Origin of the sequence: Micromonospora sp. NPDC049301 (assembly GCF_040678715.1) — a bacterium.
GTDB lineage: Bacteria > Actinomycetota > Actinomycetes > Mycobacteriales > Micromonosporaceae > Micromonospora.
In genome coordinates this window covers 594,808-620,555 of record NZ_JBFAQO010000003.1, presented here as the reverse complement: position 1 = coordinate 620,555, position 25,748 = coordinate 594,808, and the positions used below count along the sequence as shown (strand labels likewise).

27 protein-coding genes and 2 pseudogenes are annotated in these 25,748 nt (G+C 70.5%); 14 read left to right on the top strand and 15 right to left on the bottom strand.

Annotation, left to right across the window (positions count from 1 at the left end):
- Positions 1-98 precede the first annotated feature (98 nt).
- Genes AB0K07_RS12755 through AB0K07_RS12740 form a run of 4 tightly spaced genes read left to right on the top strand, consistent with a single transcriptional unit; the run spans position 99 to position 4,898 of the window.
- Positions 99-1,655, top strand: a complete 1,557-nt coding sequence (locus AB0K07_RS12755) for an NCS1 family nucleobase:cation symporter-1 (RefSeq protein ID WP_363754092.1) — start codon at positions 99-101, stop codon at positions 1,653-1,655.
- Positions 1,652-2,494, top strand: coding sequence for a nitrilase-related carbon-nitrogen hydrolase (locus AB0K07_RS12750; protein ID WP_363754090.1), 843 nt, complete (start codon positions 1,652-1,654; stop codon positions 2,492-2,494). The genes AB0K07_RS12755 and AB0K07_RS12750 overlap by 4 nt, the downstream gene beginning before the upstream one ends.
- Entirely contained in the window at positions 2,491-3,894 is a 1,404-nt protein-coding gene (hydA, locus tag AB0K07_RS12745) for a dihydropyrimidinase (RefSeq protein ID WP_363754088.1), read from the top strand. The genes AB0K07_RS12750 and hydA overlap by 4 nt, the downstream gene beginning before the upstream one ends.
- Before the next feature lie 11 nt (positions 3,895-3,905).
- Positions 3,906-4,898 (top strand): TIGR03842 family LLM class F420-dependent oxidoreductase, encoded by a 993-nt coding sequence (locus tag AB0K07_RS12740; RefSeq protein WP_363754086.1) that lies wholly within the window; start codon positions 3,906-3,908, stop codon positions 4,896-4,898.
- A gap of 71 nt (positions 4,899-4,969) precedes the next feature.
- Here AB0K07_RS12740 and AB0K07_RS12735 read toward each other — a convergent pair whose 3' ends face one another.
- The 9 genes from AB0K07_RS12735 to coxB are packed head-to-tail and all read right to left on the bottom strand — an operon-like array spanning position 4,970 to position 13,694.
- Positions 4,970-6,733 carry a cytochrome bc complex cytochrome b subunit gene (locus AB0K07_RS12735; protein WP_363754084.1) on the bottom strand — a complete coding sequence of 588 codons (1,764 nt, stop codon included), beginning with the start codon at positions 6,731-6,733 and terminating at the stop codon, positions 4,970-4,972.
- Positions 6,730-7,593, bottom strand: coding sequence for a Rieske (2Fe-2S) protein (locus AB0K07_RS12730; protein WP_363754081.1), 864 nt, complete (start codon positions 7,591-7,593; stop codon positions 6,730-6,732). The genes AB0K07_RS12735 and AB0K07_RS12730 overlap by 4 nt, the downstream gene beginning before the upstream one ends.
- Positions 7,590-8,390 (bottom strand): c-type cytochrome, encoded by an 801-nt coding sequence (locus AB0K07_RS12725; RefSeq protein WP_363754079.1) that lies wholly within the window; start codon positions 8,388-8,390, stop codon positions 7,590-7,592. The genes AB0K07_RS12730 and AB0K07_RS12725 overlap by 4 nt, the downstream gene beginning before the upstream one ends.
- Positions 8,391-8,393: 3 nt before the next feature.
- Positions 8,394-8,786, bottom strand: a complete 393-nt coding sequence (locus AB0K07_RS12720; protein WP_363754077.1) for a c-type cytochrome — start codon at positions 8,784-8,786, stop codon at positions 8,394-8,396.
- Entirely contained in the window at positions 8,783-9,697 is a 915-nt protein-coding gene (locus AB0K07_RS12715; RefSeq protein WP_363754074.1) for a cytochrome c oxidase assembly protein, read from the bottom strand. The genes AB0K07_RS12720 and AB0K07_RS12715 overlap by 4 nt, the downstream gene beginning before the upstream one ends.
- Entirely contained in the window at positions 9,685-10,089 is a 405-nt protein-coding gene (locus AB0K07_RS12710; protein WP_354967398.1) for a hypothetical protein, read from the bottom strand. Before AB0K07_RS12710 ends, AB0K07_RS12715 begins: the two co-directional genes overlap by 13 nt.
- The gene (locus AB0K07_RS12705) at positions 10,086-10,712 is read right to left on the bottom strand and encodes a heme-copper oxidase subunit III (protein WP_363754070.1); all 627 of its coding nucleotides are present in this window, start codon (positions 10,710-10,712) and stop codon (positions 10,086-10,088) included. The genes AB0K07_RS12710 and AB0K07_RS12705 overlap by 4 nt, the downstream gene beginning before the upstream one ends.
- Complete coding sequence (gene ctaD, locus AB0K07_RS12700) at positions 10,709-12,634, bottom strand: cytochrome c oxidase subunit I (protein ID WP_363754067.1); 1,926 nt, start codon at positions 12,632-12,634, stop codon at positions 10,709-10,711. The genes AB0K07_RS12705 and ctaD overlap by 4 nt, the downstream gene beginning before the upstream one ends.
- A 16-nt stretch (positions 12,635-12,650) precedes the next feature.
- The gene (gene coxB / locus AB0K07_RS12695; RefSeq protein ID WP_363754064.1) at positions 12,651-13,694 is read right to left on the bottom strand and encodes a cytochrome c oxidase subunit II; all 1,044 of its coding nucleotides are present in this window, start codon (positions 13,692-13,694) and stop codon (positions 12,651-12,653) included.
- 136 nt (positions 13,695-13,830) lie between these two features.
- Here coxB and ccsA point away from each other — a divergent pair, with 136 nt between their 5' ends.
- From ccsA to AB0K07_RS12670, 5 genes are read left to right on the top strand one after another with little or no spacing between them, the layout of a single operon-like run.
- The gene (gene ccsA / locus AB0K07_RS12690; protein WP_363754061.1) at positions 13,831-14,583 is read left to right on the top strand and encodes a cytochrome c biogenesis protein CcsA; all 753 of its coding nucleotides are present in this window, start codon (positions 13,831-13,833) and stop codon (positions 14,581-14,583) included.
- On the top strand, positions 14,580-14,990 hold the full coding sequence (locus tag AB0K07_RS12685) for a cytochrome c maturation protein CcmE (RefSeq protein ID WP_363754058.1): 411 nt from the start codon (positions 14,580-14,582) through the stop codon (positions 14,988-14,990). Before ccsA ends, AB0K07_RS12685 begins: the two co-directional genes overlap by 4 nt.
- The gene (locus tag AB0K07_RS12680) at positions 14,980-16,911 is read left to right on the top strand and encodes a cytochrome c-type biogenesis CcmF C-terminal domain-containing protein (protein ID WP_363754055.1); all 1,932 of its coding nucleotides are present in this window, start codon (positions 14,980-14,982) and stop codon (positions 16,909-16,911) included. The genes AB0K07_RS12685 and AB0K07_RS12680 overlap by 11 nt, the downstream gene beginning before the upstream one ends.
- On the top strand, positions 16,911-17,462 hold the full coding sequence (locus tag AB0K07_RS12675) for a redoxin family protein (RefSeq protein ID WP_074311246.1): 552 nt from the start codon (positions 16,911-16,913) through the stop codon (positions 17,460-17,462). Before AB0K07_RS12680 ends, AB0K07_RS12675 begins: the two co-directional genes overlap by 1 nt.
- The gene (locus AB0K07_RS12670; RefSeq protein ID WP_363754051.1) at positions 17,459-18,355 is read left to right on the top strand and encodes a cytochrome c-type biogenesis protein CcmH; all 897 of its coding nucleotides are present in this window, start codon (positions 17,459-17,461) and stop codon (positions 18,353-18,355) included. The genes AB0K07_RS12675 and AB0K07_RS12670 overlap by 4 nt, the downstream gene beginning before the upstream one ends.
- A 92-nt stretch (positions 18,356-18,447) precedes the next feature.
- On the opposite strand, the gene AB0K07_RS12665 is transcribed toward AB0K07_RS12670, so the two are convergent.
- Entirely contained in the window at positions 18,448-18,966 is a 519-nt protein-coding gene (locus AB0K07_RS12665) for a nitroreductase/quinone reductase family protein (RefSeq protein WP_363754048.1), read from the bottom strand.
- Positions 18,967-19,163: 197 nt separating this feature from the next.
- Here AB0K07_RS12665 and AB0K07_RS12660 point away from each other — a divergent pair, with 197 nt between their 5' ends.
- The gene (locus AB0K07_RS12660; protein WP_363754045.1) at positions 19,164-20,318 is read left to right on the top strand and encodes a hypothetical protein; all 1,155 of its coding nucleotides are present in this window, start codon (positions 19,164-19,166) and stop codon (positions 20,316-20,318) included.
- 167 nt (positions 20,319-20,485) lie between these two features.
- On the opposite strand, the pseudogene AB0K07_RS12655 reads toward AB0K07_RS12660, so the two are convergent.
- Positions 20,486-20,746 (bottom strand): annotated as a pseudogene (locus tag AB0K07_RS12655) (transposase family protein); the annotation flags it as partial.
- A 113-nt stretch (positions 20,747-20,859) separates the two neighbouring features.
- Here AB0K07_RS12655 and AB0K07_RS12650 point away from each other — a divergent pair.
- Both AB0K07_RS12650 and AB0K07_RS12645 read left to right on the top strand, forming a co-directional pair.
- Positions 20,860-21,726, top strand: a complete 867-nt coding sequence (locus AB0K07_RS12650; RefSeq protein ID WP_363754043.1) for an aldo/keto reductase — start codon at positions 20,860-20,862, stop codon at positions 21,724-21,726.
- 189 nt (positions 21,727-21,915) lie between these two features.
- A pseudogene (locus tag AB0K07_RS12645) lies at positions 21,916-22,083 on the top strand (IS5/IS1182 family transposase); the annotation flags it as partial.
- A 450-nt stretch (positions 22,084-22,533) separates the two neighbouring features.
- On the opposite strand, the gene AB0K07_RS12640 reads toward AB0K07_RS12645, so the two are convergent.
- Positions 22,534-22,983 (bottom strand): VOC family protein, encoded by a 450-nt coding sequence (locus tag AB0K07_RS12640; protein WP_363754040.1) that lies wholly within the window; start codon positions 22,981-22,983, stop codon positions 22,534-22,536.
- 123 nt (positions 22,984-23,106) lie between these two features.
- On the opposite strand from AB0K07_RS12640, the gene AB0K07_RS12635 reads away from it, so the two are divergent.
- Complete coding sequence (locus AB0K07_RS12635) at positions 23,107-23,541, top strand: TIGR03668 family PPOX class F420-dependent oxidoreductase (RefSeq protein WP_363754038.1); 435 nt, start codon at positions 23,107-23,109, stop codon at positions 23,539-23,541.
- A gap of 17 nt (positions 23,542-23,558) precedes the next feature.
- Here the strand turns inward: AB0K07_RS12635 and AB0K07_RS12630 are convergent, their stop codons facing one another.
- The 3 genes from AB0K07_RS12630 to AB0K07_RS12620 are packed head-to-tail and all read right to left on the bottom strand — an operon-like array spanning position 23,559 to position 25,364.
- On the bottom strand, positions 23,559-24,470 hold the full coding sequence (locus AB0K07_RS12630) for a TIGR03619 family F420-dependent LLM class oxidoreductase (RefSeq protein ID WP_363754035.1): 912 nt from the start codon (positions 24,468-24,470) through the stop codon (positions 23,559-23,561).
- A gap of 40 nt (positions 24,471-24,510) precedes the next feature.
- Positions 24,511-24,903 carry a DUF2267 domain-containing protein gene (locus AB0K07_RS12625; RefSeq protein WP_363754032.1) on the bottom strand — a complete coding sequence of 131 codons (393 nt, stop codon included), beginning with the start codon at positions 24,901-24,903 and terminating at the stop codon, positions 24,511-24,513.
- Positions 24,904-24,947: 44 nt separating this feature from the next.
- Complete coding sequence (locus AB0K07_RS12620; protein ID WP_363754029.1) at positions 24,948-25,364, bottom strand: DUF2267 domain-containing protein; 417 nt, start codon at positions 25,362-25,364, stop codon at positions 24,948-24,950.
- Between the two features lie 199 nt (positions 25,365-25,563).
- Between AB0K07_RS12620 and AB0K07_RS12615 the strand changes: the two genes are divergently transcribed.
- Positions 25,564-25,743, top strand: coding sequence for a hypothetical protein (locus tag AB0K07_RS12615; RefSeq protein WP_363754026.1), 180 nt, complete (start codon positions 25,564-25,566; stop codon positions 25,741-25,743).
- The last annotated feature ends 5 nt before the right edge of the window (positions 25,744-25,748 follow it).

Sequence of the window (25,748 nt, the reverse complement as noted above, 5' to 3'; positions counted from 1 at the left end):
CCACCATTCCGAGATAAAGATCGTGCTGATCCGCCCCCACCCGCAGCAAGCGCCGGTTGGACGGCCGCTGTTGCGGCAGCGTGACAGGGAGGTGACCGATGGCCGTTGAACCCCTGCCCCCCGCCGAGACCACCGCGGTCGAGCCGGGCACACAGATCACCCATCCGGATGGCCGAGTCGAGCTGCGTGATTTCTCCACGATCGCCGACAGCCCGTACTTCAACGAAGAACTCGCCCCGGTGCCCATCGAGAAGCGCACCTGGACGACGTACAACTTCGCGGCGCTGTGGATCGGCATGGCGCACAACATCCCCACCTACCTGCTCGCCGCCGGGCTCATCCAGCTCGGCATGAACTGGGTGCAGGCGTTCCTCACGATCACACTGGGCAATCTGCTCGTCCTGATCCCGATGCTGTTGAACAGCCACGCGGGCACGAAGTACGGGATCCCGTTCCCGGTCTTCGCCCGCGCGTTCTACGGAGTCCGCGGCGCGAACCTCCCGGCCCTGCTCCGCGCCTTCATCGCCTGCGGCTGGTTCGGCATCCAGACCTGGATCGGCGGCGAGGCGATCTACGCGATCGCCGGCAAGCTGCTCGGCTCCTGGTGGGTCGACGCGGCGACGGTCATGGACTACCCGTGGACGCTGTGGGCCTCGTTCTTCCTGTTCTGGGCGATCGAGATGGCGATCATCTGGCGGGGCATGGACACCCTGCGGCGCTTCGAGAACTGGGCCGCACCGTTCGTCATCGTGGTCGCCGTCGCCCTGCTGATCTGGGTGCTGGTCGAGGCCGGCGGGCTCGGCCCGATCCTGTCCGAGCCGTCGAAGCTGGGCTGGGGCGCCGACTTCTGGAAGCTGTTCGCGCCGTCACTGATGGGGATGATCGCCTTCTGGGCGACGCTGTCGCTGAACATCCCCGACTTCACCCGGTTCGGCGGCAGTCAGCGGCAGCAGGCGTACGGCCAGATCCTCGGCCTGCCGACCACGATGTCGTTCTTCGCCATCCTGTCGATCATGATCACCTCGGGCACGGCCGTGATCTACGGTGAGGCGATCTGGGACCCCATCCAGCTCGCGGCCAAGTTCGAGAACCCGCTTGTCGTCGCGCTCGGCCTGTTCACCGTCGTGGTCGCCACGCTGTCGGTGAACGTCGCGGCGAACACGGTCAGCCCGGCGTACGACTTCTCCAACGCCGCGCCCCGACTGGTGAGCTTCCGGACCGGGGGCCTGATCACCGGCGTGCTCGGCATCCTGATCCAGCCGTGGCGCCTGGTGCAGGACCCCAACATCTACATCTTCGTCTGGCTCGGGTTCTACGGCGGCCTGCTCGGCGCGGTCGCCGGCGTCCTCATCGCCGGGTACTGGATCCGCCACCGCACCAGCCTTCAACTGCCGGCCCTGTACCGCCCCGAGGGCAGGTACTGGTTCTCCGGCGGGTGGAACTGGGCCGCCATCGTCGCCACCGTCGTCGGTGCGGTCCTCGCGGTGGGTGGCGCCTACTCCGCACCCGGCAAGGGGCCGTTCCCGTCCGACGGGCTCATCCCGTTCCTCAAGCCGCTCTACGACTACAGCTGGGTGGTCGGTCTGATCGCCGGGTTCCTCGTCTACCTGGCGCTTTCGATGCCGCGCACCGCGTACGCGAAGGGGGAAAAATGAGCACCATCATCCGAGCCGGGCTGGTGCAGCAGAAGTGGACCGGCGACAAGGAGTCGATGATCGCCAACGCGGTCGAGGCCATCCGCAGCGCCGCCTCGCAGGGCGCACAGGTGGTCTGCCTGCAGGAGTTGTTCTACGGCCCGTACTTCTGCCAGATCCAGGACGCGGACTACTACTCGTACACCGAGGCCATCCCGGACGGGCCGACGACCGCGCTGATGCGCGAGGTCGCCGAGCAGCACGGCGTGGTGCTGATCGTGCCGATGTACGAGCAGGAGCAGCCCGGTGTCTACTACAACACCGCCGCGGTGATCGACGCCGACGGCACCTACCTCGGCAAGCACCGCAAGAACCACATTCCGCAGGTGAAGGGGTTCTGGGAGAAGTTCTACTTCCGGCCGGGAAACCTCGGCTATCCGGTGTTCGACACCGCCGTGGGGCGCATCGGCGTCTACATCTGCTACGAGCGGCACTTCCCCGAGGGCTGGCGGGCACTCGGCCTGGCCGGTGCGAAGATCGTTTTCAACCCGTCGGCGACCAGCCGTGGGCTGTCGGAGTACCTGTGGCGGCTGGAGCAGCCCGCGGCCGCGGTCGCCAACGAGTACTACGTCGGCGCGATCAACCGGGTCGGCGTGGAACCGTTGGGTGACAACGACTTCTACGGCCAGTCGTACTTCGTGGACCCGCGCGGGCAACTGGTCGGCGACGCGGCGTCGGACAGCGAGGCGGAGGTCGTCGTCCGCGACCTGGACATGGACAAGCTGGCCGAGGTCCGTGACCTGTGGGCCTTCTACCGCGACCGCCGTCCCGACACGTATGAATCGCTGGTGAAGCCGTGAGCATCGTCATCCGCAACGGAACAGTCGTCAACGCCACCGGGGCGTACCCGGCGGACGTGCTGGTCGAGGGCGAGCGGATAGCGGCGCTCGCCGCGCCCGACTCGGGTCTGGCCGAGCAGTGGGCGTCCGGTGCCGAGCGCGTGATCGACGCCGCCGGGAAGTACGTGGTGCCGGGCGGGATCGACGGTCACACCCACATGGAGATGCCGTTCGGCGGCACGTTCTCGGCGGACAATTTCGAGACCGGGACGATCGCGGCAGCCTGGGGCGGCACGACGACCATCGTCGACTTCGCCGTGCAGGGCAAGGGCACGTCCGTGCTGTCCGCGCTGGACAAGTGGCACAGCAAGGCCGACGGCAACTGCGCGATCGACTACGGGTTCCACATGATCATCTCCGACGTCAACGACACGTCTCTGAAGGAGATGGAGGCCTGCATCGACGCGGGCGTCAACACGTTCAAGATGTTCATGGCCTATCCGGGGGTCTTCTACGCCACGGACGGGGAGATCCTGCGGGCGATGCAGAAGGCTCGGGACACCGGGTCGATGGTCATGATGCACGCGGAGAACGGCATCGCCATCGACCAGCTCGTCGCGCAGGCGCTGGCCAACGGTCAGACGGACCCGGTGCAGCACGGCCTGACCCGGCCGCCCGAGCTGGAGGGCGAGGCGACCTCACGGGCGATCGCGCTGGCCAAGGTCACCGGCTCGCCGCTGTACATCGTGCACCTCTCCGCCGCGCACGCCCTGGACGCGGTCACCCAGGCGCGTGACACCGGGCAGAACGTGTTCGCCGAGACCTGCCCGCAGTACCTGTTCCTGTCGCTGGAGGATCTGGCCAGGCCCGACTTCGAGGGCGCGAAGTACGTCGCCTCTCCCCCGCTGCGCCCCAAGGAGCACCAGGCGGAACTGTGGCGGGGCCTGCGCACCAACGACCTGTCGCTGGTGTCCACCGACCACTGCCCCTTCTGCTTCAAGGACCAGAAGGAGCTGGGCCGGGGAGACTTCTCCAAGATCCCGAACGGGATGCCCGGCGTCGAGCACCGGATGGACCTGCTCTATCAGGGCGTCGTGAAAGGCGAGATCACCCTGCCGCGCTGGGTGGAGATCAGCTCGACCACGCCCGCCAGGATGTTCGGGCTCTACCCGCGTAAGGGCGTCATCGCGCCGGGCGCCGACGCGGACATCACGGTGTACGACCCGACGGCCCAGCAGACCATCTCGGCCAGCACACACCACATGAACGTGGACTATTCCGCGTACGAGGGCATGGAGCTGACCGGAAAGGTCTCCACCGTGCTGTCCCGTGGTCGAGTCGTGGTCGACGACAACGCCTTTCACGGCGCGGCCGGGCACGGCAGGTTCCTGAAGCGCGATCTCAGTCAGTACCTGGTCTAGAAGGAGGAGCCGTGGACTTCGGTGTCGTACTCCAGACCGACCCGCCAGCTCGCGACGTCGTGGCCGGCCTCACCGCCGCCGAGGACAACGGGTTCCGCTACGGGTGGACGTTCGACTCCTGCGTGCTGTGGCAGGAGCCGTTCGTCATCTACTCGCAGGTCCTCGCCGCAACCAAGCACCTGATCGTCGGGCCGATGGTGACCAACCCGAGCACCCGCGACTGGTCGGTCACCGCGTCGCTCTTCGCCACGCTCAACGACATGTTCGGCAACCGCACGGTGTGCGGGATCGGTCGCGGCGACTCGGCCCGGCGGGTCATCGGGCAGCCGCCGGCGAGCCTGGCCACGCTGAAAGAAGCGATGCACGTGATCAAAGAGCTGGCCGAAGGCAACGAGGTCGAACACCACGGTACGCCGGTGCGCATCCCGTGGGTGCGTGACGGCAGGCTGGAGATCTGGATGGCCGCCTACGGCCCGAAGGCGCTGCGGCTGGTCGGCGAGCAGGCCGACGGCTTCATCCTGCAGACGGCCGATCCCGACATCGCCCGCTGGACGATCGGCTCGGTACGCGATGCGGCCACCGCAGCAGGTCGAGACCCCGACTCGATCACCATGTGCGTGGCCGCGCCGGCTTACGTGGGCACCAACCTCGCGCACCAACGGGATCAGCTGCGCTGGTTCGGCGGCATGGTCGGCAACCACGTCGCCGACCTGGTCGCCCGCTACGGCGACTCCGGGGTCGTGCCGAAGGCGCTCACCGACTACATCAGGGGGCGCGCAGGCTACGACTACGCACACCACGGCCGCGCCGGCAATCCGTCCACCGACTTCGTGCCCGATGAGATCGTCGACCGGTTCTGCCTCGTCGGCCCCGAGTCAGCCCATGTCGACCGGCTGCAGGAGCTCAAGGAGATCGGGGTGCACAACTTCGCCCTCTACCTCATGCACGACGACAAGGAGAAGACCCTCTCCTCGTACGGCAAGAACGTCATCACGCAGGTCTGATCCGGCTGGGGCGGTCCACGTGGCCGCCGGAGCGGTCTGGGGACTTCCCTCCACGCGCCCCACCAGGTGTGTCATGTCCGCCCATCCCCGGTCGGCGCCTCTTCCGCCGGCTCCGGCGGCGTCGGGCCGTCCACCCGTTCCCGCTCCCGGCGGTCCCGCCGTTTCTCGACGAGGGCTGCGAGCAGCAGCGACCCGACGGCCGCCGCCCGGCCCCAACGGCGCAGGGCGGCGCGGATCGGCCCGGGCGGTGGCGCCGGCGGCGGTCCGGGCACCACCACCCGGTCGACCCCCGGGTACGCGAGCCGGGAGGCCGAGATCGCCTCCTCCTCCGAGCGCAGGGCCCGGTTCCCGCCGATGACGAGGTGCCGGGCCTCGTCGCGGTAACGCCAACGCCACAGGTCGCCCTCCGGCCACAGCTCGATCCGCTCCCCCGGCCTGTCCAGGGCGGGTGTTTCCGGTTCACCCTCGCCCTCGGGCGGGTGAGGCGAGCGGTGGGCGGCCCGCCGCAGGTCCGCGCGGGTGAGTTCGCCGACGCCGGCTGCGCCGCCGCGGTGCAGCGCCCGCGCGGTCAGGAAGGCGAGCGCCCCGGCCAGGATCGGCAGGACGAGCACCAGCACCTGGAACACCGACAGCAGGTCGTAGATCGGCACCCGCAGCAGGCGGGCGATGATGTCGTCGCCGGCCGCCACCGTGAGTACCGCGTAGAAGGTCAGCGCGGCCACACCGATGCCCATCCGGACGGGATGGTCGCGGGGCCGGTCGAGCAGGTGGTGCTGCCGGCGATCGCCGGTCAGCAGCCGTTCGACGAACGGCCACGCGTAGAGGACGAGGAAGGTCAACCCGCCGAGCACCACGCCGGGGAAGAACGGCGCGGGCACCAGATGCCCGGCGACGCGGAACTCCAGCGGCGGGAACAGCCGCAGGGCCCCATCACCCCAGGCGACGTACCAGTCGGGCTGGGCCGGCGCGGTGGACTGGGCCGGTTCGAAGGGGCCGTAGAGCCAGACCGGGTTGATCTGGATCAGGCCGCCGAGGGCGAACAGTACCGCCAGCACCCAGGCGAACAGGGCGAGCGTGCGCAGGGTGTAGCTCGGCCACAGCCGGGAGCCGACGACGTTGTGCTCGGTCCGCCCCGGACCGGGGAACTGGCTGTGCTTCTGCCGCACCAGGATGCCCATGTGCAGCGACACGAGGGCGACGAGGACGGCCGGCACCAGCAGCACGTGGGCGACGAACATCCGAGGGATCATCTCGTCGGAGGGGAACTCCCCGCCCAGGGCCAGGGAAACCAGCCACGCCCCGACCAGGGGGATCGACTCCACCACCGAGGTGATGATCCGCAGGCCCATCCCGGAGAGCAGGTCGTCGGGCAGGGAGTAGCCGGTGAAGCCGTTGGCCAGGGCGAGGGTCAGCATGGTCACGCCGATCAGCCAGTTGAGCTCGCGGGGTTTGCGGAACGCCCCGGTGAAGAAGATCCGCGCCAGGTGCAGCACGATGGCCGCGACGAAGACCAGCGCGGCCCAGTGGTGGGTCTGCCGGATCAGCAGGCCGGCCCGCACGTCCCAGCTGAGCCGCACCGTCGAGGCGTACGCCGCGGAGGTGGTGGCGCCGTCCAACGGGGCGTACGCACCGCGGTAGACCCGGTCGGTGGAGCTGGCGTCGAAGAAGAAGGTCAGGTAGACGCCGGTGAGGATCAGCGCGATGAACGAGTAGAGCGCGATCTCGCCGAGCATGAACGACCAGTGGTCGGGAAAGACCTTCACCAGCGCCCGGCGGGTGATCGGCGAGAGCCGTAGCCGGTCGTCCAGCGCCCGGGCCAGCCGGTCGGTGATCATGGTGAGCTCCAGAAGCCCGCACCGGGCGGCACGGTGAAGTCACCGGTCGCGCGGAGGAAGCCGTCCGGTCCGACCTCGATCGGCAGCCCTGGAAGCGCCCGGGCCGCCGGACCGGCCACCGGCCGGGCATCTGCCAGCAGGTCGAAGGAGGACTGATGGCAGGGACAGAGCACCTGCCCGGTGCCCTTGAGGTAGATCCGGACCGGGCACCCTGCGTGCGTGCAGAGCAGCGAGTAGACGACCAGCCCGTTCAGGTGACCGGCGGAGGGCGGGCGGGAGAAGCGTTCCGGATCAAGGCGGACCGCGAAAGCGGGGCCGTCCCCGGTGTCGAGGTGGCCCTCGGGAAAGATCCCGACCGCGGTGCCGGCGGGCACGTCCTGCAGCCGCAGTGGCCGTCCGTCCGCGGTGACCAGCCGCACGCCGGGTTCCCATGGGGTGTCTCTGCGTGCCTGCAGCGGGTGGGCCCGACCGGAGGGCAGCAGGGAGCGCAGCGGGAACAGCGCGGCGGCGCCGAGCGCGCTCAGCGCGAGCCCGAGCGCGGCGAGCAGGCCCCGCCGCCGCACCGGGCTGTCCGGCGCGGCGAGCACCGCGGCGGTCATCGCCTGCTCGGTCGGAGGCGGCGCGAAGCCCTCGTGCTCCTCGACGTACCCGTCGACCGGCACGAGCCGCCGGCCCCAGATGGCGAGGCCCACGGCCAGCCCGGCGAAGGCCACCGCGAGACAGACCCCCTCCCAGCGGGTGTCGCCGCCCACCGCGTACGTCACCGCGAAGCCCACCGCCCCGGCGGCGCTGACCAGAAACGCGACGACGGTCCGGCGACTGGCCGCCCGCTCGCTCGCCGAGGGACGCCGCGCGCTCACTCCCCCGCCCTCCTGCCCAGCCACCGCGCGGCTGCCACCAGCAGACCCAGGACGGCCACCCAGGCGACCACTCCCTCGGCCAGCGGGCCGAGCCGACCGAGGGGGTTGCCGCCCCGGTCCAGCCGCTCACCGCGGAGCCGCTGCACGTACGCGGTGAGGTCGTTGACCTGCTGGTCGTCGAGCACCTGGCTGGGAAAGACCGGCATCAGCCCGGGGCCGACCCGGACCGCCTCGGCGACCTGCGTCGCTGTGGCGTCGTACAGCGGCGGGGCGGTCCAACCGTCGGTCAGCGCGGTGCCCGCGCCGGTGGCCCCATGACAGGGTGCGCAGTTGGCGGCGAAGATCTCCTGACCGGAGGCCAGGTTGCCCGGGGCGACCCGGGGTATCTGCGGACCACCCCCGCCGAAGCTGCCGACGTGGCTCACCAGTGCGCGGATGTCGTCGGCCGAGAACACCGGTTCCGCGCGCCGGGCCTGCTGCTCCTCCCGCGACAGCGGCATCCGTCCGGTGGAGACCTGGAAGTCGACCGAGGCGGGGCCGACGCCGATCAGCGACGGACCCCGCTGCGTGCCCCGCCCCTGCTCACCGTGGCAACTCGCGCACTGCTGCAGGTAGAGCTCGGTGCCCCGGTCCGCCGGGTTCGACGACGGCGCGGACGCGGCCGGGGTCGCCGCCCCGGGGGTCGGCTCGGGGGCGAGCGCCACCGGACCGGCGGCGAGCACCAGCACGGCTCCGACCGCGAGCATCCGGCGGGGATGCAGGGTGAGCCGCCGGACCGCGGCTCGTGAGTGCCGCATCGGTCAGTCCAGCGTGTAGAGGTAGGCGGCGATGTCCTGGGCGTCAATGGCACTGATACCGAGGTTCGGCATGGCGGTCCCGGGCTCCACGGCCTGGGGATCGGCGATCCAGCGCCGGAGGTTGTCGGCGTTGTTGGGCAGTTGACCGGCGATGTAGGAGCGGGCGCCGAACCGAGTCAGGGGCGGGCCGACCAGGCCGTCGGCGCGGTTGATGCCGGGAATGGTGTGGCACGACCCGCAGCCGTGCTGGGCGATCAGCTCCGCGCCGCGGTCGGGCCGTCCGTTGCGCGACCCCGGTGGTGGCGGTGGGGCCGTCGAGGCGCAGGCGGTAACCGCGACCATCGGCAGGATCATGAGGGCCGCACCGAGTGCCCAGAGCCGGCGGGGCAGCATCATGGCACCATCCCTTCCGCTTCAGCTGTGGTCGCCATCGGGCGGGCCCCTCCGGGTGGCGGCCCCCCGCGCAGGCCGTCGGGCCGGTCGCGGTCCATCCGCAGCAGCCAGCCCAGGAACACGGTCAGCGCCACGACCAGCACGGCCAGGTCCATCGGCGCCCACATCAACAGGCCGGCGAGTTGCTGGTCGGCCAGCGGGTCGGCGCCGAACACCCGCCGCGGATAGATCGGTTGCGGGGCGAAGGTGAGCACGGCGCCGAGGGCCGAGGCGGGCAGCATGGTGCCGGCCAGCAGCAGCACCGTCACCGGGGCGGGGGCGCGGTGCCGTGGCGAGCCGAGCACCGGCGCCCAGAACAGCCAGGCCGTGGCCAGGAAGCACAGATGCTCGGTGGCGTGCACAGCGGGACGGTCGACCGCGGCCGCGTACGGCCCGGGCAGGTGCCAGAACCAGAGCACGACGGTCTGCCCGCCACCGGCCAGCAGGGCGTACGTGCCCGGGTGGCGCAGCCGGCGTATCGGCGGCGCCACCCGGCAGCGGGCGAGCAGCCGGCGCAGCGGGAGCGGCACGGCCATGCTCAGCGGCAGCCCCGCCGCGCCGGCCGCGAGCAACGGCCCGGCCACCAGCAGGAGCAGCATGTGCTGAGCCATGTGCCCGGCCAAGGAGGACTCCGCCATCTCGTGCGCCGGCCCGTGCTCAGTGCCGAGCACCACCAGCAGTCCGGCGCCGAACGCGGCCACCCGCCGGCGGGGGATCACGTGCCCCGCGCCGCGGCGCGACCACAGCTCCTGGACGCCCCGCCCGTAGCCGGCTGCCAGTAGGCAGACCGTGACGACGACGAGCATCGCCAGCAGGCTCTCGGCCGGCGGGCTCTGGCCGGGCCCGTGTGCCTGGTGGACGCTCAGAGCTGACATGGCGGCAGCACCAGCACGGCGACCCCGCCGAGCACGATGATCGTCAGGAACAGCAGGTTGACCCAGACGCCCACCACGGCGAGCATCCGGGACCGGCCGTACGCCCGGTCCTGGGTGCCCGTGGCCTGCGCGCGGGCGGTGCGTCGCCACGCCAGGGCGGCGACCGCCAGCGAGCCCGCGGTGACCAGGGCCGGGACGATCACCGCGAGCCCGACGACCCGCCCGAGCGGCATGGCGAGGACGCGGTCGGAGCCGGCGGCGCAGGCGAGTTCGTCGAGGCCCCAGGCGGCGAGCACGTGTACGGCCCAAGCGACGCCGCCGCCGAGGACGCCGTACCAGAGCAGCACCCCGCCGGTCAGACGGGCCCGTGGCCCGGGTGGTGTGGTGGTCATAGTCGTGGGGAGAGGTAGATGGTGAACAGGATGGCGACCCACACCGCGTCGACGAAGTGCCAGTAGATGGCGGTGTTGCGGACCCGCTCGCGCCGGTGGGCGTCGATGGTGGCGCCGCTCAGGGCGGCGGCGAGCAGCCAGCCGATCATGGTCAGGCCGACCAGGACGTGCAGCCCGTGGAAACCGGTGATCAGGTAGAACAGCGACCCGTACACGTCGGTGGTCAGGGTGAAGTGCCGGAGCTTCTCGGCGTACTCGGTGGCCTGCAGGGTCAGGAAGGTCAGCCCGAGCACCATGGTGGCGCCCAGGCCGCACCGCAGCTGCCACCGCCGGCCGTGCCGGCTGCCGTGTTCGGCCCACACCATGGGCAGGCTGCTGGGCAGCAGCACGGCGGTCATGATCAACGGCTTGAGCAGTTCCGGGGCCCCGATGGCGCCCGGCGGCCACTGGGGGCCGTACTGGAAGCGGAGGTAGAAGTAGCTGCCGAGCAGGCAGGCGAAGAGGGTGGCCTCGGTGGCCACGAACATCACCATGCCCCACCAGCCGGTCGATCGGCCGGCTGGCAGCTCGGTGCTCAGCGCCTCGGCGCCGGTGGCCGCCATGATCCCGCCCCGATCCGTCATGGTGTCGCCACTCCGCTCGTCCGGCTCGGTCCAGCTGGCCAGAGCCAGACCGCGATCGTCGCGGCCACCACCACCGCGGCGACGGCCGCCACCGGGTACCAGGCGACGAGCAGAGCGGCGAAGAGGACCAGCAACGCGGCGGCGAGCATGAGGGGCTTGAGCGTTGACTCCGGCATCGGCACCGGGCGTTCGACGCGGGCGTCCAGTTCGCTGGTGAGCAGTGTGTTGCGTCCCTCGCTGAGGATGCGGTCCACGGTCGCCCCCTCGCCGGTCGACTCGGCGGTCCGTTCGTCCCACACCGGGTGCAGGCTGTGCACCCGAGGCAGGACGGGGAAGTTGTACGGCTCGGGCGGTGACGTGGTGGCCCATTCCAGGGTGTCGGCGCGCCAGGGGTCCGGCGGGGCGGGCCGACCCCGGCGGACGGCGTGCACCACGCCGACGAGCACGAGCAGCAGTCCGAGAGCGAGCACGTAGGAGCCGATGGTGCTGACCAGGTTCCATCCGCCCCAGCCCGGCTCGCTGGCGTAGGTGTAGACCCGGCGGGGCATCCCAAACAGACCGTAGAGGTGCATGGGGAAGAAGGTGATGTGCATGCCCGCGAAGACCAGCCAGAACGCCCAGCGCCCCAGCCCTTCGTGGTACATCCGCCCGGTGATCTTGGGCAGCCAGTAGTAGATGCCGGCGAGCATCGGGAAGACCGCGCCGCCGATCAGCACGTAGTGGAAGTGCGCCACCACGAAGTAGGTGTCGGTGACCTGCTGGTCGAACGCGGTCAGGGCGAACATCGTGCCGGTGACGCCGCCGAGCACGAAGGTCACGATGAAGCCGACGACGAACAGGAGCGGCACCCGGATGACCAGCCGGCCGAGCAGCATGGTGGCCAGCCAGGCGAAGATCTGCAGCCCGGACGGAATGGTGATGATCGTGCTGGCCGCGCTGAAGAAGCTGTACGACAGTTGCGGCAGCCCGGTGGCGAACATGTGGTGCACCCAGACCCCGAACGAGATGATCGCGATCGCGACGATGGACAGCACGATCAGCGGATAGCCGACCACGCCCCGCCGGGTGAAGGCGGGTAGCACCGCCGAAACGATGCCCAGCCCCGGCATGACGATGATGTACACGTCGGGATGTCCGAAGATCCAGAACAGGTGCTGCCAGAGCAGGACGTTTCCGCCGGCCGACGGGTCGAAGAAGTGGGTGTCGAACCGGCGGTCGAGGAACAGCATCGCGTTGTCGAGGTTCAGCGCCGGCAGCGCGAAGATCACCATGAACGCGGTAGCGACGATCGCCCAGACGAACAGCGGTACCCGGTTGAGCGACATTCCCGGTGCGCGCAGCTTGAGCGCGGTGACGATGAAGTTGATCGAGGCGGCCGTCGTGGATATGCCGAGGAAGAGCAGACCGAGGGCGTAGACGTCCATGTGCAGGCCGGGGTTGTGCTGCTCGGAGCTCAGCGGCGCGTACGCGAACCAGCCGTTGTTGGGGGCGGCGCCGAAGGGCAGGCTCGCCCACATGAACAGGCCGGCGAACAGGAAGACCCAGTAGCCGAAGGCGTTCAGTCTCGGGAACGCCATGTCCCGGGCGCCGATCATCAGGGGTACGAGGTAGTTCCCGAAGCCGAAGAGCATCGGTGTGGCGAACAGGAAGATCATCGCCGTGCCGTGCATGGTGAAGAGCTGGTTGTACTCCTCGGGCGACAGCAGTCCCGCCTCGGGTCGGGCGAGCTGGGTGCGCATGGCCAGGGCGCTGAGTCCGGCGAGGACGAAGAAGACCCCGGCGGTGACCAGGTAGCGCCGGCCGATCCTCTTGTGGTCGACCGTGCTGAACCAGCCGCGTAGCGAGCGCGACTCCGCCCAGTGTTCCGTCAGCCGGGCCAGGTCCACCCGGCTGACGCCGGGCGGCGTGCTGGTCGTGACCATAGTTCCCCTCCCCGACCTAATCCAGCGACCGCAGGTACGTGATCAGGTCGGGCAGCGCGGCCGCGCCGACCGGCTGTGGGGGCATCGCGTTGCCGGGCTTGACCGTCTGGGAGTTGACGATCCAGCCGCCGAGGTGTCCGGCATCATTCGGTACCGCCCCGGCGCCGAGGCTCCATCGGGAGCCCACGTTCGACAGGTCGGGCCCCACCTGGCCCTGGGCGCCGGTGCCCCGTACCGCGTGGCAGGCGGCGCAGGTGCCCTGCACGAACGCCTGCTGGCCGCGGCGCTCGGCCTCCGTGCGCGGCTGACGGGCCGGGGCGTTCAGGCGGGTCAGCCACGCGTCGAAGTCGGTGCGGGGTTCCGCCACGACCAGGAAGGCCATGTGGGCGTGCTGGGTGCCGCAGTACTCAGCGCACTGGCCGCGGTAGCGGCCGGCCCGCTCCGCCCGCAACCAGGTCTCGCGGGTCTCACCGGCGATCAGGTCCGTCTTCGGCATGAGCTGCGGCACCCAGAAGCTGTGCAGCACGTCGTCCGTGCGCAGCCGGACCTTCACCCGCTCCCCCACCGGAATGTGGATCTCGTTCGCGGTCGCCCCGGACGCCCCCGGATAGCGCACCTCCCACCACCACTTGTGGCCGGTCACCTCCACCGTCGGGGCGTCGGGGTCGGGATCGACGGCGAGCGCGGCGAGGTCCCGCAGCCCCACCCCGTAGACGGCGACGAGAATGACGAACGGCAGCCCGGCTCCGGCGATCGCGACGAAGCGCAGCGGCTGCCCGTGGCGCACCCGGACGTTGCCCCGCCGGAACACCAGCGCCCAGATCAGCAGCGCCATGACCTCGGCGACCACCGCCAGCGAGATCCAGAAGAGCAGCCACCACAGGTTGGCGACCCGGGCGGCGCCCGTGCCGGCGGGGTTGAGGACGGACGGCGGGTCACCACCGCATCCGGCGAGCAGGGCCAGGCCGCACAGGGCCGCCAGCACCGGGAGCGGGCGCGGTTGCCGGCGCCGCCCGGCGGGTCGGGCGGCGCTCATGGTCATCCCTGCTGTCGTGTCCACCGAGAGCGACACTAGGCCCTTCCGAACCCCGTTCATCCCTGTTTGCGGCTGATAACCCGACGAGTGCGACTGGACCGATTTATGGTGATACCGCAACTCGATCCGCAAGCGCCCCGGGGGCGCGGACAGGGAGATCATGCGAGCCTCCACCGTGGACCTTGTCGCGGACACCGGCAGAGCGGCCGCCGGCCGCCGGACCATGGCCTGGCTCGCCGGCGGGCTCACCGCGGCGGCGACGGTGGCCGGCGGATGGCTGGCACCCCCCGACGAGGTGCAGGGCCAGGCGCAGCGACTGATGTACCTCCACGTCCCCGCGGCCTGGGTTGCCTACGCCGCGTTCGCCGTCGTGCTGACCGCCAGCGGCGCGTACCTGATCGGGGGCGACCTTCGCTGGGACCGGTTCGCGCGGGCGGGCGCCGAGATCGGCGCGGCCCTGACCGCCTTCGCGATCGCCACCGGGTCACTGTGGGGGAAGCTGGTCTGGGGTGCCTGGTGGGCGTGGGACCCCCGGCTGGTCAGCACCGTCCTGCTGCTGCTCGCGTACGCCGGCTACCTGGCCCTGCGCCGCTCGCTGGCAGAGCGGACCGGCGCGCGAGACGGAGGCGACCACCGGGTGGCGCGGCCCGCCGCGGTCGTCGGGATGGCCAGCTTCCTGCTCGTCCCGGTGGTGCACTTCTCCGTCGTCTGGTGGCGGTCGCTGCACCAGCAGGCGACCGTGCTCGCCCCGCAGCGCCCGCCCATCGACCCCAGGATGGGCGCCGCCCTGCTGCTCGCCGTCGCCGCCGCGACGCTCGCCGCGCTCTGCGTCCTGCTGTACCGGGTGGTCCGGCTGGAACGCCGGCTGACCCCCGACACGGCCCCCGACCGCGTCCCGGTCCGTGTCGGATGATCCGTCGCCGCGGGGGCCGGACCGCCGTCGTCGCCGTGCTCCTCGCCGCCGGCGCGCTGCTGGTCACCAGCGCGCTCCGGGAGACCCTGACCTATTACCGCACTCCGGGCGAGGTGCTCGGCGATCCGGACGCGACCTCGGAACGGGTACGCCTCGGCGGCGACGTGGTGCCCGGGTCGCTGCGGCGCACCGGCGACCTCGTGGTGTTCCGCCTCGCCGAGGACGGTCACGAGATAACCGTCGAGCAGCGCGGCGTCCCACCGGAGACGTTCCGGGAGGGCGAGGGGGCGATCGTGGAGGGCACCCTGTCGCCGGACAGGGTATTCCGCTCCGACCACGTCGTGGTCCGGCACGGCAACGAATACCGCCCGTCCACCGCCCCGCCAGGGTCGGTCGATGCTCGCTGACCTCGGCACCGCCAGCCTCACGATCGGTCTGCTCTGCGCCACCCTGACCGCCCTGCTCTGGCTGCGGGCGGCCCTGTTCGCCACGCCCACCCGAGCGGCCCGCCTGGGGACCGCCGCGACCCTGGCAACCGCCGCCGTCGCCTGCGCGCTGCTGGAGGCGGCCCTGCTCCGGCACGACTTCAGCGTCCGCTTCGTGGCCGAGAACGGCGGACGCCAGGTGCCGTTGTACTACACGCTGACGAGCCTCTGGTCCGCCCTGGACGGGTCGCTGCTGCTCTGGCTGCTGATCCTCGCCGGGTACGCCGCACTGCTGGCCCACCGCCGGCACCCGCCCCGGCTGCACGCCTACGCGATGGTGGTCGTCAGCACGGTGACCATGTTCTTCTTCGCGCTGTCCACCTTCGCCGCGAACCCGTTCCGCGAGGTGAACCCGGTACCCGCCGACGGCCCGGGGCCGAACCCGCTGCTGCAGCAGCACCCGGCGATGGGCGTGCACCCTCCCCTGCTCTACGCCGGCTACATCGGCCTGGTCGTGCCGTTCGCCTTCGCGATCGCCGCACCACTGGCCGGCCAGCAGGGGCGGAGCTGGGTACGGGCCGCCCGACCCTGGGCCCTGGCGGCGTGGGCGGCGCTGACCGCCGGCATCGGGCTCGGGGCCTGGTGGTCGTACGCGGTGCTGGGCTGGGGCGGCTACTGGGCGTGGGACCCGGTGGAGAACGCGTCGCTGCTGCCCTGGCTGACCGCCACCGCCTTCCTGCACGCCACCCTGGGCCGCGCCGCCGGCCGGGCCGGCTGGAACCTGGCCCTGGCATCCGCGAGCTTCGTGCTGGTGCTGCTCGGCACGTTCCTTACCCGGTCCGGCGCGGTGGCCAGCGTGCACGCCTTCACCGACTCACCGTTGGGGCCGATGCTACTCGGCTTCGTGCTGCTGACGGTCGTCGTGTCGACGGTCCTGACCGGATGGCGCGATCCCGAACCCGCCCACGGCAGGAGCACACCGCTGCTGTCCCGCACGACGGCCGTGCTGGTCAACGGCGTGCTTCTGGTGACGATCGCGGCGGTGGTGCTGATCGGCACGATCTTCCCGCTGCTCTCCGAACCGCTCGGCGGGGTGCGCACCTCGGTCGGACCCGGCTACTACCAGCGGACGGCGGTGCCGCTGGCGATCGCGGTGCTGCTGATGTTGGGCGTGACGCCGGCCCTGCGGGTCCGCGACCGGACGCAGGCGCTGCGGCGACTCGCCCTACCCGGCGCTGTGGCGCTCGCCACCGTCGCCGTGGTGGGGCTGCTCAGCCGGCCCGGTCTGCCCGCGCTCACCGCGTTCGGAGCGGCGGCGTTCGTGCTCACCGGCGTGGCCGCAGAGCTGGCCGACCGGCGCCCGCGCTCGGGCCGGAACCAGAGACCGGGCAGGGCTGCCGGACTGGTCGCGCACGCCGGGATCGCCCTGGTTGCGGTGGGTGTCGCGGGATCCTCCGCGTACGGCCGCGACACGGAGCGAACCATCCACACTGGGGAGGCGCTGCGGGTGGGCGACGTGTCCGTGCGCCTGGTCGGCGTGGACCGCAGCGGCGCCAGCGGGGGTATGACCGTACGGGCGCGGCTCCGGCTCACCGAGGCGGGCGGCGGGGAACGAACGGTCCGGCCCGCCCTACGCTACAACCCCGCCCGGGACACCGCTGTCACGGTGCCGGCGATCCAGACCGGACTGCTGCGAGACACGTACGTCACCCTGATCGCGGTCGCCCCGGACAGCGGCAGCGCGACCGTACGGCTCGCGGTGAACCCGCTCGTCGGGCTGCTCTGGGCCGGCGGCACGCTGACGGCCGCGGGGGGACTCCTGGCGGCGATCCGCACCGCCCGTCCGCGACGCCCGGACGTCGTCGCGGCGTCGCCTGACCCGGTCGCCGCCGGGGCCCGGTGATGACCGCCCGCCGCCTGCTGCGACCTGGTCCGGCGCTGGTGCTGGTGCTCATCGTCGCCGTTGGCACCGTGGTCGCCCTCGGCCTGCGGTCACCGTCGACGCCGCTCGACGCCGGCGCCGCCAACGGCGTCACCCCCGCGCCGGCCCCGGCGCTCACGGGCGCCACCCTGGATGGTGGCCGGTTCGACCTGACCGAAGCCCGTGGCCACGTGCTGCTGGTCAACGTGTTCGCCTCCTGGTGCGGCCCGTGCCGGGACGAGCTGCCGCTACTGCTCGAGACGGAACGGCAGTGGTCGCCCCGTGGGCTGCGGCTGGTGGGGCTGAACGTCCGGGACGGCGCCGAGGCGGTCCGGGCGCTACTTGACGAGACCGGCACACGGGAGTTGACCGTGCTGCCAGATCCGGAGGGCACCCGGGCGGTCGACTGGGGCGTCCGGGCAGTGCCGGAGACGTTCGTGGTGGACCGCGACGGCCGGATCGTCGACCGGCAGCAGGGTGTGGTCACCCGGCAGTGGCTTGAGCAGCGGGTGGCGCCGTTGCTGGCCCGATGAGGTGGCGCGCGGCCGTTGGGGCACTGGTCCTCACGGCGCTGATCGCCGCAGCGGGCGCGGGGCTGGTCCGGTCGACCGGCGGCACCGGTCGGGAGGACCCCGTACGCGCCGTGGCAGTGGGTCTACGCTGCCCGGCCTGCCAGGGTGAGTCGGTGGCGGACTCCCGGTCGCCGATCGCGGCGGCCATGCGGCAGGTGGTGGCGGACCAGCTGGTCCAGGGGCGGGACCGCGACGAGATCCGCCGCTGGTTCGTCCAGCGCTACGGCCCGGAGGTGCTGACCGACCCGCCGACCCGCCGGGCGGAGCTGCTGCTCTGGGCCGTACCCGCGCTGACCTTGCTGGCCGGCGGCTACGCGGCCCTGCGCACGTTGCGTCCCCGCCCGACCCCGTCCGCGCGGGCCACGGCGGTGCGGGCGGCGCCCACCGGTCGGGCCGCGCGCCGGGCGTGGCGCGCGGTGTCGGTGGGAATGGTGAGCCTCGTCGCGTCGGTCACGGTGGCCGCCAGCCGCCTGGACCGGCCGGGCCACGATCCGGAACCGGCCGATCCCGTGACGGTCGCCGTGCAGCTGGCCCGCGACCTCGAGGGGCAGGCCCGCTACGACGCCGCAGCGCGGATGTACCGGGAGGCCCTGCGGGACCGCCCCGACGATGCGATCCAGCTGCGGCTCGCCTTCGCGCTGCTGCGGGCCGGCGACGACGCCGGCGCGGAGCAGTCGGCGCGGGAGGTGCTGACCCGCTCCCCAGACTCCCCGGACGGCCTGCTCGTGCTCGGGCTGGCGCAGCGCGACAGCCGGTCCGCCGAGGCGGCGCGCACCCTGCGACGCTTCCTGACCATCGCTCCGGAGCATCCGGCCGCCGGAGAGATCAGCCGGCTGTTGGCCGCCGGCCCGTGACACCCAACCCGAACCCCATGGATCGACGTTGAGCCGGGTCGCGCACGCATGGGTGCTGGCCCGCACCAGTAGGAAGCCCGGCGGAGATCTGCCTAGTGGACGTGGTCTGCATCGGGCACGGTGTCGAGATAGAGGAAGTCGGTCACGCCGATCACCCCGACGACCTGGCGGACGACCGGCGGCATGTCCCGGCGGGTGGGGTCGTGCACGAGGCGGGGACCGGTGAGGGGCACTCGCCGGCCGCGGATCTCCAGCTCACAGCCGCCGGCCGCCAGTACGTTTCTCGCCCAGTCGGTGACCCCGTAGGTCAACGCGGCGACGTAACCGCCGGACGTCCGGAAGATATTGATCGGCGTTCGGTACACCCGACCGGAGCGGCGGCCCCGGTGGATGATGACGCCGAAGCCGGGCAGCCGCCCGGCCAGCGGACCGGTCACGCGGTTGGTGACGACCCGGTTGAACCGCGCCAAGCGTCTGGGTAACACCATGGCCACCATGTTCGCCCAGGTGCGGTCGACGCGTCGGCCGGACACTTCGATCGCTGCACTGGTTTTGCTACCCGCCGACCGGGCGGCATGGTGCTGCCAGGATTTTAGAACGCCCACATTCACCCGCCCTTGGCCCGGCGCAACCGGCCACGGGTCTGGCTCAACGACCTCGCGGGCGTCTGCCGACCGGCTCGTCGAGTGCGGCGGCGGCAATAGCCCGATTAATGCTATTTGGCGGCACATGTGGCGTTGCAAACATAGCAGCACCCGTATGGCCAGTCAGAGAGATGTGAAGCAGCATGTAGACAAGGTTTAGTGGGGTGGTTCAGGTGGCCAGTACCTGTAAAACAATTCGCAATTTTCGCCAGTTTCCCGTGGAAGCCCAGCGATCGGCGGACAGGGCAGCGCAGGAGCGTGAGCGGCGCCTCCAGGCGGTCACCAAAAAGCGCAGTAGCAAAGCCGCGAAGCTGTCGGCTCAGGCAGGCCAGCGGCTGCAGCGTCTGCTGGGAGACGACAACTGGGCAGACTTGAGGAAGCTGATGCAGCAGGAACGGTTGACTTTCCGTGACCTGCTTCAGCCGCCCGGAGGGTTGGAGTCGCCCTACGCGAAACTCAACAAAACCAGGAAACATAAGGCCGACGCATTCCTGCGAAGTCGAGACGTGAGGCGCGAGGCCATTGCCGCAATAGCGACGGACTACCACGATTCAATAACCGACGTCTTCACGGTCGACGACAACATCAGCACCGGATTCCACCTCTCGAGCAACCTCGACAAGTGGTTGAGCCTGTCTCCGTTCCACGATCACGCGCTCCCCTGGGGAGTCTTCGAACCCGACGACAGCCAGGACCCGCACCGGTGGGAAGTGTTCCGGCCGCCGTTCTTCGGGTTCAACTTCGGCTTCACCCCGGTGCACAACGACAACTTCGTCGTTGATCGCATCCACACGCTCAACCCGTCGGTCGGCGACGTCGGCATCTCGATCACAATGGACAACAGCGACGCAGGCGACTTCGACTACGCGTCCGGCGACGCGTTCAGCTCGATAGCGTTCGGCTTCGTGCCGCCCACCACCGGCCTGGTCGAGGTCCTCATCGACGCGCAGTGCGTCGAGGCGACGCACCGCCTGGAAACAGAGGACGAATGGGGCTGGTCGAACTCCAGCACCGGCCAGCGGAACTTCCTGATGCTCGACGTCCTGCATCCCAACGTGGCCGAGCCCTCGTATGCCGAGATGTCGGTCTTCCACGAGGAGACCGACGATGACGAGAGCTTCCTGCAGGAGAAGTTGACCCGCGGTGCCCACTACTTCGCGCAACTGTTCAGCGCAGGGCCGGTGCCGGCAGGTCAGTCCGTCGTCGTGTGCGCTGGGACGCGTTCGTTCGACATCAGCGGCACAAACGACGTGTCCATTGACAGCACGTCCGACTTTCGATGGTTCATCAGCTCGGTAGAGGTACGAATCTCGCCGTAGGACACATGGGACGCAGATCGACCACCGATCTGGCTTGCAGCGTCGATCCGTAGGACGCGCCTGCTCAGAATCAAGGCGGCGCTGGCGCGCGCGTGGCGTCGGCCGTATCCCGGATGAGCCTGCCAGTGAGCCATTCCGAGCAAGGTATTGATCACTGATTGTGACCATGTGGTGCGGGCGTGGTCGACGTGGAGGAGCACCGGGGCTGCGGCGATGATTCGGCCGATGCGCCACGGGTCGTGGCTGACGTTGGGTAGGGCCTTGAACGTCATCTCCAGCAGGGCGTTTCCGCGTTCGCCGATGGCGCGCATGCCGTTGTGGGCTTTGTTGAACTGCTGCTGTATGGCGGTCAGGGTGGCGCCCTGGGGTTTCTTGAAGGCCACGGTGATGGTGTCGGCGTCGCCTTCGTGGCCCAGGTTGCCGAGGCTGCATCGGCTGAGCGGATGTCCGGCGGGTAAACGCACCCCGCCGAAGAGGCACGCGTGGAAAGGTTGCGGTAGAGCGTGGTGATCGCGCCCGGCTGACGAGGAATGGGGGCACCATGTCGAGCATCATCACCATCGGTGGCGACCTCGTCGTCGGCCGGATTGGCTTCGGCGCGATGCAGTTGACGGGCAAGCAGGTGTGGGGCGAGTACCCTGACCGTGACGGCGCGATCGCCCTGCTGCGCGCCGTCGTCGACGCCGGGGTCAACTTCATCGACACCGCGGACGTCTACGGTCCGCACACCAACGAGTTGCTCATCCGCGAGGCGCTGTACCCCTACCCGGACGGCTTGGTGATCGCCACCAAAGGGGGGTTCGTCCGTGGCGGGTACGATTACTCCACGCTTGGCGCGGTGGGCAACCCGAACTACCTGCGGCAGAGCGCCCACCTCAGTGCCCGGCGGCTCGGGGTCGACCGGCTGGACCTTTACTACCTGCACAGCGGCCGGGCCACGGACGTGCCCTTCGAGGAGCAGGTCGCCACGCTCGCCGCGCTGCGTCAGGAGGGACTCATCCGGCACATCGGACTGTCCAATGTGACGCTCGACCAGTTGCGCACCGCCCAGTCCATTGTGGACGTCGCAGCCGTCACGGCGCACTACAACGTCGCGGTTCGCACCGGCGCCGACCTGCTGAGGGCCGCCGAAGAGGCCGGCATGGCCTTCTCGCCCTGGCACCCGGTGACGCTAACCGAGGGGCCGGACACGGCCGGGGTCATGGCGGTGGCCGAACCGATCGCATCGCGCCATGGGGTTACGCCGCGGCAGGTAGCGCTGGCCTGGCACCTGCACCGCTCGCCGGTGAGTTTACCCATTCCGGGTACCACGAGCGTCGGGCACCTCAAGGACAACCTCGCCGCGGGGGAGATCGAGCTGTCCAGCGATGACACGGCCGCCATCACGGCGTTGGTCGCGGAGGCGTAACCGGAGGCTGGAGAGATCACCGCGTGGCAGGTACTAAGCCATTGCGCGTAACGGTGCGTGACGTTGGATGCTCTGCCGAGGTGGGGCGTGGTGACACGCCGGATCTTTGTGGTGCAACAAAAAGACGCAAAACCCCGGTATGAAGGTGGTCCTCTCACAGATCAACTTCATAAGGGTTCTGCGTCGACGATGAGTGTCACATACACAGCGGTGCTGCCGGTACGCGAGGAGAGCGTGGAGTTCCTGGCTGGGTTGCTGGCTGGGGAACAGGCTCGTCGGGGCACTCCCGGCGATACCCGCTCGCTGTCCTGTCGTGACCCGGCGATACTGGTCTTGCGGTGGTTTCTGGAAGGTACCCCGGCCTGGATCCGTGGCGGATCGGGAGGATCGTCGCCGCAGCGCTCGTCATGCTCAACTTCGACCGCGCCCGCACCACATCACAGCGTTCGGTAGTCAAACGCTTGCGCGGAATGGCTCAGTGGCTCTACCAGGTCAGGTCGGTGGAGCAGGTCGTCAAGGCGAACTCGCCAGATGCCGGCCTCAACCGCCATCGACTCGAAGCCCTGGCCGGCGACCAGCCGGTTGCGGCACTCGAGCACCAGCTACCGTCCGGCTCGCTAGCGGGGGTACCTGCCCGGCGGGTTCAGCGGGGCCAATTGAGCCGCTGCCAGGCGCGGCGCAGGTCCGCCTGCACCGGATTGTGAGCCGCTTCCGCGACCACTCCGGCCGGCGGGTCCTCGCCTGGCTCGTGCGTCTCGGCACCGGGTATGCCCTGACCAGGGGTGCCGGCGGCGCCTGTCGTCAGGCTCAGGCAGTGGCTGCCCGACCCATCTCGGCGAGGATCCCGGTGCCCTGGCCGAGCTCGATCAGGTAGCCGTCCGGATCACGCAGGTAGCACCGGATCTCGACGCCATGGTCCTTCGGCTCGGTCAGGAACTCCCCACCCCGTGATCGCCACTGCTCGTAGACCGCCCGGACGTCAGTGACCCGGACGTTCATCGCGCTGCTGAGCGTCCGCGAATCCGGCGGCGCCTGCGCCTGCACATCCGGCTTGTCGTCGGTCGGACCACCCTCGTCGTTGATCACGATGTAGCTGTTGTGAAACCGCAGGATCGCCGGCTGGCGTTCCCGCACCACCGTCGCCCCCAGCACCCGCTGGTAGAACTCCCGTGAACGGTCCACATCCCGCACGATCAGCAGGTGCGTCAACACCAGCCCAGCCTCGGGCTGGAAGTAGTCGGGCGCCTCGCTCGCCATCACGCCTCCCCCGGTTCCGATCGGCAGGGCGTACCCACGTGCGCCGCCGGCACACCCACCGGCTCGACGACGCCGCGGCACAACGAGTCACCATGGCCGCTGTCGGCTGTTACCGTCGGGCCTGTGCCCGTCGACGAGATCCGGCATCGGGTCCGGTCGGCCAGGGTGGCCCGGCTGACGACCGTCCGAGCGGATGGGCGTCCGCACCTGGTGCCCGTGTGCTTCGTCCTTCTCGACGATGTCGTCTACCACGCGGTGGACGAGAAGCCCAAGCGCCACCGGCGGCTACGCCGGCTGGAGAACATCCGCGCGACGGGGCATGCGTGCCTGCTGGTCGACGAGTACGACGAGGACTGGTCGCGGCTGTGGTGGGTCCGTCTGGACGGGCACGGTCGGCTGGTGGAGGACCGCGCGGAGGAGGCCGCGGCCCGCGCGGCCCTGGCCGACAAGTACCCGCAGTACGCCCAGCGGCCGCCAGCCGGGCCGGTCATCGCGGTAGCGGTGACCGGCTGGTCGGCGTGGTCCGCGGCGGACGCGGCAGCCGACCCGGCCGGGTGAGAGCCGGTCCGGGGGTGTCAGCGGGTCGGAGCGAGGGCGTCGAGCACCTCGTCGGCCCGGCGCAGCGACGCCTGCGCGTCGGCGCGGGGTGAGCCGATCTCCGGATCGAAGTTGAGGTCGACGAACACTTCCGTGATGCCGGCTTCGGCGAGTCTGCCGAGATCCGATCGGATCTGCTCGAGCGTGCCGGTCAGCGGCTCGCGCTCGGGCGGGCCCGTCGGGCGTACGCGGACCGCGCCGCGGCAGACGAATCGCAGTGCGCCAGGATCGCGGCCGGCCTCCGTAGCGGCGGCCTTGACGGTCGCGACCGCCTCGCCGATGCCCGTCAGGTCCGCCTGGCTGCCACTGACCCAGCCGTCGGCGAGCCGGCCGGCCCGGCGCAGCGCGGCGGGCGCCTGGCCGCCGAGCAGAATCGGCGGGTGTGGCCGCTGCACCGGTTTCGGCTCCAGGCGCGTCGGCGGGACCTGGTAGAACTCGCCACGATGCTCGGCGACGTCGTCCTGCCAGAGCGCGCGGAGAACGGCGAGGAACTCCTCGGCGCGCTGGCCCCGCCGATGCTTGCTCACCCCCGTCGCCTGATACTCCTCATCCGCCCAGCCGAGGCCCAGTCCCACGTCGAGCCGTCCGCCGGCGAGGATGTCGAGGGTCGCGGTCTGCTTGGCCAGCAACACCGGAGAGATGAACGGCATGTTGAGCACCGCGACGCCGAGCCGGACCCGCGTGGTGTGGGCCGCCAGGAACGCCAGCGTGGTCAGCGGATCCTGGACGCTGTGGTAGGTCTCGCTCCAGCCGAGGTCGGCTGGGACCAGGAGCCGCTGGAACGTCCAGAGCGAGTGGTACCCGAGCTGCTCGGCGCGGCGGGCGACATGGATCATGTTTTCCGGTGTGGCCCACGAGCCGGAGACGGGCGGGGCGAATCCAACCTCCACCCGCGCACCGTACCCGGATCAGGTCAGGAAGTGGCTCGGTTCAAGGCCCGACGCCGCGGGCCACCGGATGAAGCAGCTGCCGGATGTCCTTCGGCAGCTCGGATTCCAGACTCTCCAGGTCTTCGGGGCTCACCGCCTCGCGCAGGGTCGTCAACACGGCACGGACGCCCTCAACGGGCCGTTCGTCATCCGTTCCCGCGCGGACCCCTACCTCATTGAGGAACTCCACGAGGTCGAGTCGTTCGGCGAAGTCCACGTCCTTGTGCAGGTACCCCCGCAACTCCTCGGGGACCTGGGTGGCCAGGTGTCGCGCCTCGCCGCCACTGACTCCTTCCGACAAGGTCGTCAGCGTGGCTCCGACGAACTTCGCCGCCTCCGCCGCCGGCATTCCCGCCCGCTTCCCCACCGCTTCGAGAAACTCGGCGTAGTTCACCAGTTCTCCTTCCGGACCAGTCGGAGTGCGTCGCGGCGTGCGTGCTACCCGCGGCGCTGCCCGCCACCGGCACCCACCGGTTCGATCACCTGCTGGAACTCCTTCGGAAGCTGGGCCACCGCGTCCTCGAACTCGTCACGGGAAACAGCCTCACGGAGCGTGGTGAGCACCGCGCCGACCCCGGCAGCGGCGAGCGCACGGTCGACGGTCGGGCGGTCCGCCACCCGCCGCACGAACTCATCGAGCCCGAACGACTGGGCCTGTTCCTGCCTTCTGTGCGGTGGCTGTTTGCGCAGGTGATCGTCCAGCCCATCGGGAAGCTGGTAGGCAAGGTCCTCTGCCTGGCCGGCGCTGATCCGATCCGCCAATGTCTGCAACGTGGCGCTGGTGAGTGTCGCCGCCTGATCGGTCGACACCTTCGCCCGCGTGGCCACTGCGTTGATGAAATCCTCGTATTCCACCTGATTCTCCTCTCCGGCCCGATCGCCGTCGAACCGCCAGTTACGAGCCCTGACCTCAATGCGCCGTTATCGCACACCTCACCTCTCGGGTGCCGAGCGAACTGGTACCTCGACAGCCTCCTGGGACGGGGGGTGACCCTGCCTCATCCCCATCGGGCGAATAACCAAGGCGCGCTACGGCGACATCCTCGACATTCCGATGGACGGCACGAACGGGCGTGGCAGCGCCGGCCCCGCCTATCGGACTTCGGCGGGCGAGCAGCAGCCGGTCATCAGCGGCCTCGCCCAGGGCGCGGACGCGCTGGCCACGATCACCGAGGGAGCGGCGGGTCTGGTGGCCGCCGTCAGGCTGCTGGTCCGCGTCGCCATCGCCTGGTGATGCTC